A 16,030-nucleotide genomic window follows, 5' to 3' on the forward strand; every position below is an offset into this window, starting at 1 on the left:
GAATTTTTAATGTAATCGATGAAATTTTTAATAATGAACTTGAAAATACGGTGATTGCTACCCATGGAAATATCATGTCATTGTTGCTTAAAAATTTTGATCCAACCTTTAATTTTGAATGCTGGGAGAAGCTTAGTAACCCTGATGTATTCGAATTGAATTTATTTAATAACAGAGTGGAAATAAATCACACTTGGAAAGGTTTTTAGTGTTACGCTAATGCTGACACAAAAATATTTTGCTCACACTAAGTGAGCTTTTTTATCTTTTCTTAGGCAGCACGATGGCTTTATAATCACTATCGTATATGCTCTCTATATTAAAAGTTTACAGATCAAAGTTTTCCTTTTGGTTAGTTTTCATCATTTGTCCAATTCTAATAGGTATTATTCGTTACCTATTAGAATTGGACAAATATTCCTAAAATTCTTTAATTCCATTTACGTAGCAAAAAAAGAGAGTTAGAAGCGTAATTTACTTCTAATCCCTTCAAGTACAATAACTGTTCCAAAACAATCTGTACTCTTTAAAATCCAACAACTTTTATTATATAGAAAAAACTCGATTTCTCATGGTTTTCTATCATACTGTATTGATGGTACATTGGGATGTCAAATCCCTGATCTTTACCTAGCTAGAGTAAGGGTAAATTGAAGACTTTCTAGTTTCTTAGATTATATATTAATTTATTTTTAGATTAATAATCTTATAAATTTTTCAAAATACTGCTGGCATTATTTTTATAACGTACACCGAATATAGGAGGAAATGCACCTCACTTGATTAGTGATAAAATAGAGGGTATTCAAGTTGACTTAGTTAAGTATTTTAAACATAAGTAGTGTTGTGTTGCTGAGGGTGATTCTGACGCAATTAACTTTTGTTAGTAAGGAAAGGGTATAGTTAATTTCCTTGTATAGCTTCGTAGGTGAATAGATTTTTTCTTTTTTTGTTTAATTATAGCTTGAAGATTAACCTTTTTTGGGGAATATATATGGGTGGAAAAACTATAAATAAAATATTGTATAGTCTTTAATCAATGCATACAAACATGATTTATTTTAAAAATCTATTAGAATGTGTGAAAAGGTGAAAATGTACGTAAGAAAGGTGAATAAAAAAATCTACATATGCGGATTTTTTTAATAAGGACCGAATTTTAAGTAATGAGGTAACAGCAAGTGAATCATACCACTTTTTTAATGAATAATTTCGTTTCAAAAGACATTAAAAAACCGCGCATAAGTAAAGTTATGCGCGGTAAATGCGAGATAGTGTCTGTGAGGAAATTAAAATGGTTTTAACCCATGATTGGTCATTTAATTCCTTGTGAAAGTATTGAATTTTTTTCATTAAAATCCAATGACTTGAGCAATAGCCTCAAAAAGAACGATGCATGATAAAGTGGTAGATGAAAGCTCTTAAAAAGTAATTTATTCAAAAGTAATACGTTCAGACTAGATTTTTTTATGCAATAATAGGGGTAGACAAGAAAGAATTTAAACTTTATAAAGAATTAAGGTCCTTAACCGTTTTTCCAGGAGTTGATTTATTTTTGTTTAATCTAGGAGGTAATTTATAATAAATGATTTCATACAAAAGAGAAATTAGATTAAGAGATTTAGAAGTCTACTTGATATTTAAAGAAAATATATCAATGGGATATTTAATTATTGAAGATTTGAGAAGACCTTTAGGTCAAGAGGAGTTGACAATATCTCCTTATAAATATATGGATGAAGAAGATATTGAAGGATATCGAAATCTTATTAAAATCGATATTTTATCTGATGCGAAATTAACAGAAGAAGATCAAGAATTATATAGAGAATTTGCTTATGATTTAGTAGATCGAAAAGATTTCTGTGCTCTAAAGATAAATTATACTGTTGATTCGGAATTATTTAAAAATCTTCCATTAGATTTAGAAGTAAAAGATTATCAAGAGGTATTAAAGGTGATTAATTCCAAATATGACATTTCTAATTTGAATTTAGATAATTTAATGTATTTGTCTCAAGATTAGTTAGAAACAGAAAGAATTTGTTCTTGAAAAATCGGTATTCATCTCTATAAGAAACAAAAAAATTATTATTAATTTGGTTAGATCTATAAAAGAAAAACTTTTAAGGCGGATTATACTGGGTTAGAAATTGAAACGTATTTCAATACAAAGTACCTTATAGAATTGGTCGAAGCCGATGAATTTAAAAAGGTAATTTTATTTCCATTGAGCTACTACAGCTATGAGGACTTTTTTTCTTCCAAACTATGTCGAGTATCGTTGCATTTGAAAGAGGTTTATCAATCAACGTCCAAAACCAGGATTACAATCCGCAGTAGGTACAGAGGAAGTTGGTTACTTAATTTTCACACGAACGAGTTTTACTCCATCCTTCTTCGCATTTGCTGCTGCTTTTTTTAAGTATGTAGCTGTTGACTTATTTTTTTTATTTGCTTTTCTCATTTTACATTCCCCATTTTTCGAATATTTGATGTTACCATTCTTTCCGATATTGTCTAAGAATATACGAAAATAGCATACATAAAGCATAATAATCTCGCCCCTCCCAATTAACTGAGTTTGGAAATTTGGAAAAGAGGAAAAGCGACCCTGCAATAGGATATCCAAACGGAGAAAAGAGTGGGGAGGTGGGACATATCATGGAAAGAAACATGATTAATATAAAAAATTAATCTCATTGTGTTTTCTAAAAGATTGTTGATTTAGAAAAGAATAAATTTACAGTGGCCGACTATTTAATAAAAATCTTATTAAATCAGGTTTTTTGGTATAATATAACAAAAAATAAGATGGAGATGATGGTGTCGCCATTCGATTTACCTATTTGGTTCATGTTAATTTCCTACATTATGGGTTGGTCATTTATTTATGTGGGATACAGATAGTTGAAAAACTAACTTTAACGGTCACTTTGGATATTTTGCAAAAAAAAAACTATCACCTCCAAAAATTATTATCGAACGTAAGATAGTGGAGAAATGTTCTTGAACTAACAGAGGATTAGTAGAATGAAGGAATAGAATAAAGAAAAGTAAAAGTAGAAAAAGTAAAATTTAAGGAGATTATTATGACTGAAGATTTTTATTGTGACGAAGTATTAAGTGGTAAAACACAAGTTAATAAAGTGTTGGAGACAAAAAATGTATTAGCCTATTATCATACAAATCCTTTTTACCCAGTCCATATTGTTGCTATACCTAAGAAACATATCCCTTCTTTAATTACGTTGGAAGAGCGAGATAACAAATTATTGCTAGAACTTTTAGGAGTCATAAAAAAAGTTGCTGCTATGGTAACTGAAAAAAATGGTGCTTGTAGAGTTATTACAAACTTAGGTGATTATCAGGATTCAAAACACCTCCATTGGCATATAGTCTCTGGAAGCCCTCTGAAATAGTGTATTTTCATTTAACTACTGAGTCCGATTTTTTAATAAGTAAGGTCTCTTTTTCCCATATGATAGAAACTTGATAGGTCCGTTAAATAAGGGAGTTCGTCATATAATCGTTGTAAGAAGAAACATATGGAGGAAATTGGATGAAAATCAGAAAAGCTACGATTAATGACGTTCCAAGAATAGTATCATTAATGGAGCAACTTGGTTATCCAACATTAGTAGATAAATAAAACACTTAAAACTGGAAGTGTAATATTTGGAAGATTAGATCGAGTAAAACGAAAGCAAGGTGTAACAAATGGCTAAATATGACCGTTCTGCTCATTTTCATGCTCAATGAAAAGCAGCTACATACCAAAAGGTAGATGAAGCAATTAAAAGGCTAATAAGAGCAAATGAGATAATCAATTTTAACAGTGTATCAAATGAATCTGGTGTATCGAAAGCAACTCTATACAATAATTTCGATATTCGTGAAAGGATTGAAACATTAAGGCTGCAACAATCAATTGCTCCCACATCAAAACAATTGAGGCGAGAAATGAATGAGAGCAATAAGGATGCTCTTATTGAATCACTGAAACGGAAGGTTATGAAATTAGAAGATGATAACAAACAACTTATAGATAGATTAAAAGTCGCTTATGCAGAGGTATATAAAAATATTAATTAATATGGAGAACGAAGTTCTCCCTTCCCTACTTTTTAAATTAATGGAGATTTTTCTTGTGTCACAAACTTGGCAGGTTAGCGGAAGAAGGATTATTGAAAATTTCTGTTGAATTTCTTATGTTGAAAAGGGAAGTAAGTGCAGGTTCTATAACAGGAGGCAAATATGAAAGTATATGAAGACTTATTAGTTGAGACCATATCAAGTTATGAACCATTAATGAGGGTTATTAAGGTTCTTAAAGATTTAAATCTCCCTTTTGAATATTATGTTGGGGCAGGCTGTATCACAAACATGGTTTGGAATGACATCTCTGGCTATCCTCTTGAATATGGTATTTCAGACTTTGATATAGTTTATTATGCACCTGAAGATTTAACTTCCGAGAGTGAGAAGAAACTCAAGGATAAATTGTTAAATCTACTCGGAGATTTTCAATTTAAGCTAGATGTGAAAAACCAGGCGAGAGTACACCTGTGGTATGAGAATAAGTTTGGTTTTTCCATAAAGCCCTACCACTCTCTCGAAGAAGCAATAGATAGTTGGCCAACCACTGCAACAGCTTTAGGACTAAGACAAGAACAAGATGGGGCATATAAAATCTATGCACCTTACGATTTGGACGATTTATTTTCATTGGTAGTAAGACCAAATAAACTGATGATAACTAGAGAAATCTATGAAAATAAAGTACAGAAATGGCGAGAAAAATGGCCAAAACTTATGGTAGTTCCTTGGTAACCCATTTTTGTTGTGAGAAATTCTATTCAATTACGAATGGGTAGTTATTGAACAAACGTGGGCAAGATATTACTTCAGTAACGGGCGGTGATCAGCTCTTTTTTTCTTATGCAGTAACAGGGCAGCATTCCTGTAATAAATATTGAATATCTTTCTTCTAGAGCACTCTTGGCAGGATAGTTCAACAAGAAACCATCGAATATTAGATGGTTTCTTTCTATAATGATTAAGTTTGAGTGGCTTTAATATAGGTTTTAACTGAAGGTGGATTGTACGTTTGAAATTGTTCTATTAACGACGCTGGCTCAGAATCATTCATAAGCATTGATAGGTATTTATCTTGAAGAAATTCTTTTTTATTCATTTGACTAAAGAATTTAATCAATAAATCGAAGTAACTATCTATATTTAGTAAGCCACAAGGCTTTTTATGTAAACCTAATTGCCCCCATGTAAAAACTTCAAAAAATTCTTCCATAGTTCCTGGTCCGCCAGGTAAAGCTATAAATCCATCAGCAAGCTCTGCCATTTTCGCTTTTCTTTCATGCATTGAATCTACGATGATCAGCTCTGACAAGTTTTTATGAGCTATCTCTCTATTATCTAAAAAACTTGGCATAACACCAATTACGTATCCTCCTTCATTCAGAACTGAGTCTGCAACAGCCCCCATAATACCAACACTCGCTCCACCATAAACAAGTGCAATATTTCGGCTTGCTAGTTCTTTACCAAGTCTTTTTGCACCTTCAATATATATATCAGATGCTCCGTTACTCGATCCACAAAATACCGCCAACTTTTTCAAAATATCGCCTCCTTGAGAATCACACTATTAAAGATTATACAAAACTTTTATTTTTTTGTTAAACTTAAAGTATGGAATTGGAGGTCAGATGAGTATGAATGTAACTGAATTTCAGCAATGGGTAAAGGATTATTATGAAAGTAGGGGTTGGTCTGAACTAGACATATTTATTCGTATTGGCTTTTTAGCAGAAGAAACAGGCGAGGTTGCACGGGCTATAAGAGCACTTGAAATTGGTAGAGATAGACCAGATGAAATAAGAGGATCATATGAGGAAAATAAACAGGAGTTAACGGAAGAGTTAGGTGATGTACTGGGTAATTTAATAGTAATTGCCAACAAATACAATATCCCACTAGAAGAAGTGTTTCGGTCACATAAAAAGAAACTATCAGATCGTTATTCTAATATTTAATAATAATTGAGAACCAGGAAAAATAAGGGGATTCAAGCTGCTATCAGGCAGCTAATTTTTATGGAGTATGTAACCATAATAAAAGAACTTAAAAAGGTGACTTTGTGAAGAAATGTTACTTAAAGTAACGGGGTGTTTGTTTTATAAAGGGCTCATACATATTAAACATATATAATATGTATGAGCCCTTATTTTATCTATAAGGGGTAGCGTCACATGCCCATCAAGCTAACAAAGTAAATTACTAGATACAAAATGATCCTTGTTTCAAAACTAGCAAGTGATAGAAAAGTAGGCATGCTAAAGAAGCCTATTAAAACGCGATTTTTTCGCTAGGTAGCTTGTCTATGCTTCACCGTCGTTTTATACACAATCCCTAGAATATCAAAGACGGTCATCTTCTTATATCTATGACATTTACGACCGTTCTTTTTAAGCAGCTGATAAAGGCGATGCAGAATTTTCAAAAGTTCCTCTGTTCCAACGGCTATCGCTTGAAACAGTAATGGAAAATAGTCTTTAATCATATAAATCGCTTTGTATTCACTCAGCTCCTGCTTTTTCTTTTCAAGCAGAAATTGTCGCATTTGAAACATTGTAGAAGAACAGAGGAGAATGCCGATGAGTTGTCCATATAAATGGCACTCTAGGCGTTCTCTTTTAATATTTTTACATTCATCAATTTCAAAGAATGACTTCCACGTTTTAAACAAAATCTCAATCTGCCAACGAAGTGAATACAATGAATGCACGTAGTTCGTCGGTACTTCTTCTAGCGACGTGTTCGTGATATATACATTCATGCCCATTAAACGTTTACTTTTATCCTTCATGACAATGCCTTTTTTCTTTTCACGTATCGCCTGATTTTTCAGGCGTGTTTGCGTTTGATCATCGGTTAAACGATGGATAATGACACGTGCTGGCAGCTTATGATTTTGGCCAATGTATGCCTCGGGGATTTCCATCGTTTCACCAGGGATTAGACTAGACATCATTTGTATCATATCAAGCTGAATGTATTCTGTTTGCTTTTTTAACGTGCCATTGTTGAAGTATTCTGGCTCAGGGTTCTTGATATAAATGCGTGTATTCAGCTTCAACCGCGAGATATAGTAAACCTCTTTATCATGAATGGTTTGTAAGTCTCCTAAATCGAAGTAACCAAGATCACGTAAACACAAATCGCCCGCCTCTACGGTTTCAAGGCAGATGGTACCGTATGTTTTATCATTATTTTTTCCTGGTCCAAGCTGCACGTTAAGAAATTGACCACTAAGTAAATCATATTCCAATTGGATTTTCACGCCTGCCGTATTACTACTCCCACCTGAACCTTGATAGTCAGTGGCGAAATGATCAGGCAGTTGAAACACCGTCACATCTAAAATACGGATACGATTGAAAGTAGAGATCATGTGTACAGAAAGCGAGTGATTTGAACAGAGTTTTTGTGTGAGAAGAGAAGTAAAGACTTCTCGAAGAAATGCGACAGCCGCTGGATTAAAGCGTTGATTCAGTCCTTCTGAACTCATCAGTACCCCAGTGGAAGCCTCTAACTGACTGCACAATTGTGTAAGTGATGTGCTAGCTATTTCTTGACTGAGCCATACGCAAAGGGCAATGAGTTCGTTTGCTTGATACTTACTAGATCGCTGTACAAAGCCAACTTGTTTGGCGATATCTTGTAGGACTACTGGAGATAAAAAGTATTGTAGCTCTTGTGCGAAAAGATTCAGTTCATTTGAAATGATAGGATTCATCAAAAACGCCATCCTTTTTGTATATTTCTACAAAAAGAATAGCGTTTTTTTCGTTATATAGATACAAATTCGTCTTAACTTGATGACGATGTGGTGGGACCCCATATAAAGTTTCTGGGACTGTTCACTTATGTGAGTTAGAAGTATGCCCAGAATTGGCGGTAAGTCTACTTGACCTTTATTTTATTGTCCAGTTAAGTGTAGCCGATTCATTATAAGGATTTTTTTCTTAGGCTAGCAAAAAAACGTTTAAAATACTCTTCTAATGCCACTTCACCCAACTTAGGCTTAAAATTCAAATCCTGTCTTGATGTAGTAAGGTCATAGTGTCTATTTATTCCACCATAATATAATTCTACTTGACTTCTAAGTAGTGATGGCTGAGTATTCTTTTCCTTTGCTTCAAATTCAAGTTTATCAGCTAAATTTAACAACTGTTCTTTAGTATATTTTTGTGGTATCTCAAGATTAGGAATAAATTTTTTTGCAATTTTAATGATATCATCTGAAGTTACAGGCTCTTCATTAGCCAAGATATATCTTGTACCCCTTACACCTTTTTCCGCTGCAGCAATCATACCTTTCACAACATCAGTTACATCTATTGGCGTCATTTCACTTATATAGTTAACTTTCATCTTTCCTAAAAGAATACTATCGAAGGCCAGTATGGTTGGAGTTTTCTTTAAAAACTCTCCACCAATCATTGCACCAGGAAGAACGCTAACCATATCCAAATCATATTTTTCTGCCAGCTCCCAAGCTGTTCTTTCAGCTCGTGCTTTTGAATCAAAGTATGCATTTCCATGACTGTTTTCAAGCCATGTAGTTTCATCAATTTTACCCTTTAAGTTTGTCTTGTCCAATGACAATGCTGCTACGGAGCTTACATATACTATTTTTCTTACATTTGCTTCTTTAGCAGCCTCCATTATATTTTGAGTTGCCTCAACATTAGGAATAATTATCTCTTTTTCAGGATCTTGTGCCCAATGTTTAAATACAGCAGCTACTTGATATAAGGTATTCACTCCATCAAGTGCTTTATGAAGTGAGTCTTTATCCCTCAAATCGGCGTAGACAATCTCACAATTAAGGCCTATAAATGGTTCTTTGTCATTTAAATCTCGTACACTTGCTCTAACAGTTTCTCCTCTTTTTAATAATTCCCTTACCAAGTTGTTACCCAAATGACCATTTGCACCTGTTACCAAGGAAATTTTCTTCATAAATAAATCCTCCTAAATCAGTGATTACACCAGTTATCATAATGCGATAATAGCCTGTTGTAATTGACATATGTAAATTGCAATAAAAAAACACCAAATACTTTTATTTGATGTTTCCTAAAAACGTTTATTCTATTTTCATACTTCTCTTAATTCTACTAAGTGAGCTTGCTCTAATTCCAATATAAGAAGCAATATATGATTGATTTATTCTACTTTCTAAAGAAGAATACTCTCTTTTAAACTCCATGTACCTTTCCAGTGCATCTTTCATAAGTAACGCCTGTTCTCGATTTAGCATACCAACAAGAATCTTCTGAATATAATTAGTGAATATAACCTTCATTTGATTAGTTTTCTTCATACCTTGATCTATGGAATTATACGGAATAACTACGCAAATGCTGTCTTGCAGGCTTTCTACACTAAATCTAGCTTCTTCAACTCTTAATAAACCCTCTGCACAGGCAAATTCTGTTTCAGCTGCAAAACATTTTGTCACATCATTCCCTGCAGCATCTATATAATATCCTCTCATAATTCCTTTATGAATATAATACAGTGAAGAAACTCTTTGCCCCTGCCTTAAAACAATTGTACCCTTTGGTACCATCTTTATATCAGCTGTTGAATTAAATAAGTATTTTAAATCTTCTTCCAACTCCAGCTTCAAACCAGCTTCAATATAATCACTCGGCTTATTAAGCATAATTCATCACCTCTCTAAACATAGAAGGCATATCCTTTATCCACAATTTACTATTATAGCATTTAACCATGTCAAGCAACATAATAGATTTACTTAAAATTCAATACAATCAACGATTAGCACTTATGGGGGTAGTAACACACATCCATCAACTTAAGAAATTGGCTGTTACCCAAAACGAAAAAATGAATTTAATTTTCATAAATAACTATCAAGAGATAAAAATTTCGTTTTGGGGGTACTTCAAAATATTAGCTTGATGGGCATGTGACGGTACCCCATTATGTACAAAAGCAAAAGAAGGAAACAATCGAAAACTAATGGTGAATGAAAATTGGGAACAGCAAAAAGAATATGTAAGATCGAAGCTTTCAGAAGAGAAAACGAGTGCCATCTATTGAAAACGGAAAATCGATGTGGAACCAGTTTTTGGATTCTTGAAGGCTAATTTGCGTTTCGCTCGATTTTCTGTACGAGGAAACTCGAAGGTACAAAATGAAATGGGCTTCGCATTAATGGCAGTGAATTTAAGAAAATTCACTGCCAACAACTAAATACTAGAAGAATTTACACGTAAAAATAGAGAGAGGTGAATTTGAGTACGCTCAAATTCACCTTCTTCACAATTTGAAGCTAGTTATGTCCCAGCCTCTTTTTATTATTGAAACCATTATATTTATTTTAGGCACACCTCTATCTAAATTTTACTAAAAATATAAAAATAAGTCTATTTCTTTTTTAATAAATATGGAAAAATTATAATAGTGTCAATAAAAAATTCCCTTAAGAAAGAGGCGATTTTGAACATGAAACAAAACATTTATGATCATCCAGAATTCTTCCAGAGTTACCGAAACCTACGTGAGTCTGAATCGAATTACAATGATTTACTAGGACAACCTACCCTAAGAGATATGTTACCTGAATTAAAGAATAAAATTGTATTGGATGTAGGCTGTGGTATGGGGGACTTCGCAAAGTATTGTGTAAAGGAACAGGCTCGGGAGGTCGTAGCGATAGGCATTTCGAAGAAAATGATTCAAGTTGCTAAGCAAAGAAATTCCCATGAACGTATTAACTATGTAAATATTGCTTTAGAAGATCTTCAGTTAAAACAACATGAATTTGATGTTGTAGTTAGTTCACTAGCTTTACATTATATACGGGACTATGGTGTTGTCATAAAAAAAATTAACTGTAGTTTAAAAGAAATGGGGGTTTTTCTTTTCTCCATTGAGCATCCGATTGTAACAGCTAGAAGAAATATGGATAATTGGATAGTTGATAAAGAAAATAACAGATCACATTACGCAGTTGATCATTATTTTAGGAAGAAGGCGAAAGGCAACAACATTGGTATATAGATGGTATTATTAAATATCACCGTACTTTTTCAACTCTAATAAATGAACTAATCCTGAATGGCTTTCAGATTGAGCAAGTAATTGAGCCTATTCCCGATAATAAAGCATTGAATAGTTTACCAAAGATTATTAATGAGATGAGAAAACCGTCTTTTATGATTATTAGGGCAAAGAAAGTTTGGTAATATTAAATTTAGAACAATGCTTTCCGATAAGTTTGAATAGACTTCTTTTCTGCATAATATCAACCTACTAATGTTCAATAAATGGAACCCTTCAATGTTTGAACAAACAGGTGCTTTGTTTCATTACCAGGAGCTGATCAGCAGCTCCTTTTCTTAGTTCCTTAACACCCATAATATTACAGATTGTGATAAACTAAGAATGCACGTTCGATTAAGGGGCATAGTTTTAAATTTAGGGGGGGTAAACAAATGAAGGAAACAAAGTATCTGCAAGTATGGAGCTTGGATGAATTGTTTCAGGATGGAAACCAATCATCTCAATTTCGTGAACATTTAAAACACTTGGAAATCAAAGTTTCTAAATTTGAAGAAAAATTGAAGTTTTTTCATATTCCAAAAGAATTAAATGAATCATTAAAAGTTGTAGATATTATTGAATACATAATAGACATTCGAATGAACCTATCACAAGCCAATTCTTTTATAACCTGTCTTCTTGCACAAAACCCAAAGGATCAAAATGCTACAACACTACGAGGAAAAACATCTTCTATAAATGCTCGTTTTGAGTCTGCTTTTAAAAAAGTACAAAAAGTACTTGTAAACACAAATCAACATTTGTGGGAAGGGATACTAGATACTGAGGTTTTAAATAACTATAAGTTCATACTTAATGAATGGCGTAAAAAAGCCGAGTTACATCTTTCAGATGAAGAAGAAAGTTTAGTTTCAGATCTGATGGTAGATGGTTATCATGCTTGGGGGCAGTTTTATAATTCACTTGTTAATAGTATTAGAGTTAATGTTCAAATCGACGGAGAAAAAAATGAATTATCTGTTGGTCAAGCGATAAATTTACGTTCACACCCTGATGAAGAGGTTCGCAAAGAGTCTCATAGGGCTTTGGAAGATAAATGGAACGAGCAAGAAGAACTATTTGCCAAAATACTGAATCATATCGCAGGTTTCCGATTACAAGTGTACAAAAAACGAGGATTAGAAAATATACTAAAAGTTCCTTTGATTGAAAATCGCATCAAAGAGGAAACACTGAATACAATGTGGACAGCCGTAAGTAAATACAAAAAAACTTTTACAAATTACCTAAATCAAAAAGCAAAAATGAATGGCGATGAAAAAATGCATTCGTATAACTTTTGGGCTCCTGTTACAAAAGGTAATCAAAAGATAAAATATGAAGATGCTGTGGATTTTATTTTGGAGCATTTTAGTCAATTTGGAACGGAATTAGAAAGTTTTTCTCGGCAGGCATTTGATAAAGGTTGGATAGAGGCTGAGGATCGTCCAAATAAATCAACTGTTGCGTTTTGTGCGGGGTTCCCACTTTCAGGAGAATCAAGAGTTTTTGTTACATATGGTGGTAGAATTACCAATGTTTTAACCTTAGCACATGAATTAGGTCATGCATTTCATAACCATGCGATGAAACCGGTTAATGGAGTGAATAAACAATATCCAATGAGTATTGCTGAAACTGCTTCAACATTTTCCGAAATGATTATCTTAGATGCTGCAATGGAAAAAGCTGAATCCACTAAAGAAAAATTGTTTTTACTTGATGAAAAATTAAAACGAAGTGTGATGAATTTCATGAATATTCATTCTAGGTTCTTGTTTGAAAAGAAATTTTACGAGGAACGTAAAGAGGGGATTGTTTCTTCATCACGTTTAAATGAAATAATGCAAGAAGCAATAGATGTAGGGTATGAAGGTTCTCTTGATAATGCTTCTATCCATTCGTGGATTTGGACACCACATTATTACATTACTAAATCTCCATTTTACAACTTCCCATATACATTCGGATACTTATTTTCTCTAAGTATTTATGCAAAGGCAAAGGAAAAAGGAAAAGAGTTTGAAAAAGATTATTTAGACTTGCTTCGTGATTCAGGAAGTATGTCCACAGAAGATTTAGTAATGAAGCATTTAGGGGAAGATATTACATTAGAAGCCTTTTGGGAAAAAGGAATTGAATTATGCGTTAAAGATGCCGAAGAATTTATTATCTTAACTACTTCTTAAGTTAAAGGGTGCGATTCTTCAATAAAAGGGTTTCATATTTCTTATTGGGGTACAGCCAGGGTACAGCCAACATTTTAGAAATTTTGTGCGTTAAGCACTTATTCCCAATAGGGTACAAGCATTTAATTTCGGTACTTTCTTATTGGTAATGAGTTTTGGTGCTAATATTGATACTATTTTAAGTATGAATAGTTGATACAAAGAACAAAAAATGAACGTTTATGGTACTGTTCTTCTTCATACAGGCAGGTTAGTTGAACAAACAGGATTTGTTTTACGGTTTATAGAAAGTCATATTAGGGAGGAATATTTAGATGTCAAACCATGAAAACGAAGAAATGCTAACAGGAGGGAATGTCTCTAACGTTTATCGTTCGGTAGATACTGTGCGACGAGAATTAAAGCCGGATAGTCCCAAAATTCATAAGCTATTAAAGCATTTGGAGAACAAAGGTTTCAGTTATGCACCAAAGTTTTTAGGTATTGATGAAAAAGGAAGAGAGCTATTATCATTTATTGAAGGAGAAGCTGGTAATTATCCTTTAAAAGAATACATGTGGTCTGAAGATCTCTTAGTAGAAATAGCGAAAATGCTCCGTCTTTATCATGATTCTGTGAGTGATTTTTCATTTGATGATAGCTGGCAATCGATAGATAACACCCCCCAACAATTTGAGGTACTATGCCATAATGATTTTGCAATATACAACATTATTTTTAATCATGAAAGACCAATAGGTATTATTGATTTTGATGTTGCTGGACCTGGTCCAAGACTTTGGGACATAGCTTATACTCTTTATACTTGCGTCCCCTTAAGTAGATTTTATCTTTCTGAAATAGGTGAGAAAGTTTATTATAATTCATTACAGCATGCTAACCGTATAAAACAAAGAGTTAGATTGTTTTTTGAATCTTACGGTGTGGGAATAGAAGAAGATTATTTGGAAATGGTATTGCTGCGATTAGAAGGGTTATGTAAAACAATTACAGGAAAAGCCAGTGAAAGTGACATTGCTTTTCAAAAGATGATAGATGAAGGGCATCTTGAACATTATCAAAACGATATTAAATTCATTCGTGAACATGGAAAAGAGTGGATTTAAGGGTAGGTTTTTGTTGAACTAACGGGTGCTTGTGCGGCCGAGCCCCAAAACGATAAAATAAGTTTCTTTCGTTATAAGCAAGTCTGAAATTTCGTTCTTGGGGGGATACAAACTTTTAGCTTGATGGCGATGGTGTACCGCCAAAATTACGGAAATTTTGTACGCTAAGGGAATTTTAACCTAAAAAAGTCGGATTCCTGTATTCTAAGGAATCGACTTTTTTGTTTGTCTTGTTAAGCTAACGGCACCCGATAGTTTGAGTAGAAACTTTCACAATCTTTTGACTCTATTCGAACAATGGCATAATATGCTTTCTAATCGATTCAATTCTGTCCTTGGCACGTGGCATAAAGTGAGAAGCAATAGTAACTACCATTTCCTTTTTAGGGTTTATGAAAATTACATTTCCACCATCACCCAAAGCTGCATAGCAATCATCAACAATCCACCACAAGTAACCATATGACAACTCTCCCCATTGACTTTTTTCCTTTGTGCTGTCCTCTATCCATTTGGAAGATAGAATTTGATTACCGTTCCATACACCGCCACTTAAATATAACTGACCTATTTTTGCCATATCCCGTGGCGTTAAAGTAAGCCCCCAACCAGCAGTATTTACACCTTTAGGGTCTACTACCCAACCAGTTACATATTTATCCTTAAGAAAAGCGAAATGTTCTTCTTTATTTTGTATAAATGCATTATTAGGAGCTTTGATTTCAAGAGGTTTAAACAAGCTCTCTGTAGCGAAATCAATCACAGATTGACCAGTTGCATTTGTAAGAACACCTGATAAAATATGTGTGCCAACGGTAGAATATTTAAACTCTCCAATACCGCCTTTTCCCCCTAGCAAATCCAATGTAGCTTTTACCCAGTCATCACTTGAATAAATCTTTGTATATGGCTCTGACTTGTATTTATATGGTGCAGTCATTGTCATCAAATTTTTCATGGTGACATTTTGTATTGTTTTTTCGCCACGTCTAACTGTGTAATCCGGAAAAAATTCTAATACTTTCAGTTCTATATTTTTAATATATCCTTTATCTATTGCAATACCAATAAGAACTGATATTATACTTTTTGTTACAGATGCAATATGCAATACATCATCTTTGGTGTACCCATCAAAATATTTTTCATAAATCAAACTTTCATCTTTTCTAATAGCAATGCCTGCTATATTGGAATATTCTTTTTTTATTAAATCTTCAAAGTTAGAAATAGGATTATTATTCATTCTCACCTTTTCGTATTCACACATCGACGTCAAATATATCAATCCATTCCTTTCGTTAAAATGATTGATCAATATTGATGTAATAAATAGTAATTTATTATAAAATTATTTTCAAATCTTTTTTTACAAATAAATAACAATGTGGAAAAATTACTTCAGATTCTCTGTATTTATGTTGCTAAAAGAACTATTGAAAATTTCATAAACTCTTTATGTTCCAAAACTCGTCTATTTAGTTACGACTATCCCTCTGTACAAATTGGCTATTAAATGACTAAAAAACGGTGTAACAAAATACTGTCACATAAATTTCTTGTAACAATATC

At 33.1% G+C, this 16,030-nt stretch carries 12 protein-coding genes and 3 pseudogenes; 10 read left to right on the forward strand and 5 right to left on the reverse strand.

Translation table 11 applies throughout. The annotated features are described in order from the left end of the window. The 5 genes and pseudogenes from ACTYBU_RS16610 to ACTYBU_RS16630 all read left to right on the forward strand — a co-directional run. Window positions 1-209, forward strand: a pseudogene (locus ACTYBU_RS16610) (histidine phosphatase family protein); the annotation flags it as partial. 1,376 nt (window positions 210-1,585) lie between these two features. Beyond that, window positions 1,586-2,026, forward strand: a complete 441-nt coding sequence (locus tag ACTYBU_RS16615) for a hypothetical protein (RefSeq protein ID WP_445491448.1) — start codon at window positions 1,586-1,588, stop codon at window positions 2,024-2,026. A gap of 1,066 nt (window positions 2,027-3,092) precedes the next feature. Further along, complete coding sequence (locus ACTYBU_RS16620; protein ID WP_445491450.1) at window positions 3,093-3,422, forward strand: HIT domain-containing protein; 330 nt, start codon at window positions 3,093-3,095, stop codon at window positions 3,420-3,422. A gap of 298 nt (window positions 3,423-3,720) precedes the next feature. Then, window positions 3,721-4,095: pseudogene (locus ACTYBU_RS16625) on the forward strand (DUF6262 family protein). 162 nt (window positions 4,096-4,257) lie between these two features. Next, a complete protein-coding gene (locus ACTYBU_RS16630; protein WP_445491451.1) occupies window positions 4,258-4,833 on the forward strand; it encodes a nucleotidyltransferase family protein in 576 nt (191 codons plus the stop codon). 226 nt (window positions 4,834-5,059) lie between these two features. Here ACTYBU_RS16630 and ACTYBU_RS16635 read toward each other — a convergent pair whose 3' ends face one another. After that, window positions 5,060-5,641: an LOG family protein gene (locus tag ACTYBU_RS16635; RefSeq protein WP_445491453.1), complete on the reverse strand. Its 582-nt coding sequence runs from the start codon at window positions 5,639-5,641 to the stop codon at window positions 5,060-5,062. A 94-nt stretch (window positions 5,642-5,735) separates the two neighbouring features. Between ACTYBU_RS16635 and ACTYBU_RS16640 the strand changes: the two genes are divergently transcribed. Next, complete coding sequence (locus ACTYBU_RS16640) at window positions 5,736-6,056, forward strand: MazG nucleotide pyrophosphohydrolase domain-containing protein (protein WP_445491455.1); 321 nt, start codon at window positions 5,736-5,738, stop codon at window positions 6,054-6,056. Window positions 6,057-6,388: 332 nt separating this feature from the next. Here the strand turns inward: ACTYBU_RS16640 and ACTYBU_RS16645 are convergent, their stop codons facing one another. The 3 genes from ACTYBU_RS16645 to ACTYBU_RS16655 form a co-directional block, all read right to left on the reverse strand. Then, complete coding sequence (locus ACTYBU_RS16645) at window positions 6,389-7,819, reverse strand: IS4 family transposase (protein WP_445491456.1); 1,431 nt, start codon at window positions 7,817-7,819, stop codon at window positions 6,389-6,391. A 212-nt stretch (window positions 7,820-8,031) separates the two neighbouring features. Continuing rightward, the gene (locus tag ACTYBU_RS16650) at window positions 8,032-9,048 is read right to left on the reverse strand and encodes an NAD-dependent epimerase/dehydratase family protein (RefSeq protein ID WP_445491458.1); all 1,017 of its coding nucleotides are present in this window, start codon (window positions 9,046-9,048) and stop codon (window positions 8,032-8,034) included. A gap of 127 nt (window positions 9,049-9,175) precedes the next feature. Then, window positions 9,176-9,757 (reverse strand): Crp/Fnr family transcriptional regulator, encoded by a 582-nt coding sequence (locus ACTYBU_RS16655; RefSeq protein WP_229523310.1) that lies wholly within the window; start codon window positions 9,755-9,757, stop codon window positions 9,176-9,178. Window positions 9,758-10,041: 284 nt separating this feature from the next. Between ACTYBU_RS16655 and ACTYBU_RS16660 the strand changes: the two are divergent. From ACTYBU_RS16660 to ACTYBU_RS16675, 4 genes and pseudogenes are all read left to right on the forward strand, one after another. Further along, window positions 10,042-10,311: pseudogene (locus tag ACTYBU_RS16660) on the forward strand (transposase); the annotation flags it as partial. Window positions 10,312-10,671: 360 nt separating this feature from the next. Next, window positions 10,672-11,121 carry a class I SAM-dependent methyltransferase gene (locus tag ACTYBU_RS16665; protein WP_445491461.1) on the forward strand — a complete coding sequence of 150 codons (450 nt, stop codon included), beginning with the start codon at window positions 10,672-10,674 and terminating at the stop codon, window positions 11,119-11,121. A 434-nt stretch (window positions 11,122-11,555) separates the two neighbouring features. Then, a complete protein-coding gene (locus ACTYBU_RS16670) occupies window positions 11,556-13,352 on the forward strand; it encodes a M3 family oligoendopeptidase (protein ID WP_445491462.1) in 1,797 nt (598 codons plus the stop codon). A 314-nt stretch (window positions 13,353-13,666) separates the two neighbouring features. Next, window positions 13,667-14,458, forward strand: coding sequence for a phosphotransferase (locus tag ACTYBU_RS16675; protein WP_445491463.1), 792 nt, complete (start codon window positions 13,667-13,669; stop codon window positions 14,456-14,458). A 286-nt stretch (window positions 14,459-14,744) separates the two neighbouring features. Here ACTYBU_RS16675 and ACTYBU_RS16680 read toward each other — a convergent pair whose 3' ends face one another. Then, window positions 14,745-15,728 carry a serine hydrolase domain-containing protein gene (locus ACTYBU_RS16680; RefSeq protein WP_445491464.1) on the reverse strand — a complete coding sequence of 328 codons (984 nt, stop codon included), beginning with the start codon at window positions 15,726-15,728 and terminating at the stop codon, window positions 14,745-14,747. Between the last annotated feature and the right edge of the window lie 302 nt (window positions 15,729-16,030).

Source organism: Niallia sp. 03133 (assembly GCF_052663225.1).

Coding starts and splice junctions, on each gene's coding strand:
- ACTYBU_RS16655 (WP_229523310.1), bottom strand. CDS start 9,757: ATGCTTAATAAGCCGAGTGATTATATTGAAGCTGGTTTGAAGCTGGAG.
- ACTYBU_RS16620 (WP_445491450.1), top strand. CDS start 3,093: ATGACTGAAGATTTTTATTGTGACGAAGTATTAAGTGGTAAAACACAA.
- ACTYBU_RS16640 (WP_445491455.1), top strand. CDS start 5,736: ATGAATGTAACTGAATTTCAGCAATGGGTAAAGGATTATTATGAAAGT.
- ACTYBU_RS16665 (WP_445491461.1), top strand. CDS start 10,672: ATGTTACCTGAATTAAAGAATAAAATTGTATTGGATGTAGGCTGTGGT.
- ACTYBU_RS16675 (WP_445491463.1), top strand. CDS start 13,667: ATGTCAAACCATGAAAACGAAGAAATGCTAACAGGAGGGAATGTCTCT.
- ACTYBU_RS16680 (WP_445491464.1), bottom strand. CDS start 15,728: ATGTGTGAATACGAAAAGGTGAGAATGAATAATAATCCTATTTCTAAC.
- ACTYBU_RS16645 (WP_445491456.1), bottom strand. CDS start 7,819: ATGAATCCTATCATTTCAAATGAACTGAATCTTTTCGCACAAGAGCTA.
- ACTYBU_RS16615 (WP_445491448.1), top strand. CDS start 1,586: ATGATTTCATACAAAAGAGAAATTAGATTAAGAGATTTAGAAGTCTAC.
- ACTYBU_RS16670 (WP_445491462.1), top strand. CDS start 11,556: ATGAAGGAAACAAAGTATCTGCAAGTATGGAGCTTGGATGAATTGTTT.
- ACTYBU_RS16630 (WP_445491451.1), top strand. CDS start 4,258: ATGAAAGTATATGAAGACTTATTAGTTGAGACCATATCAAGTTATGAA.
- ACTYBU_RS16650 (WP_445491458.1), bottom strand. CDS start 9,048: ATGAAGAAAATTTCCTTGGTAACAGGTGCAAATGGTCATTTGGGTAAC.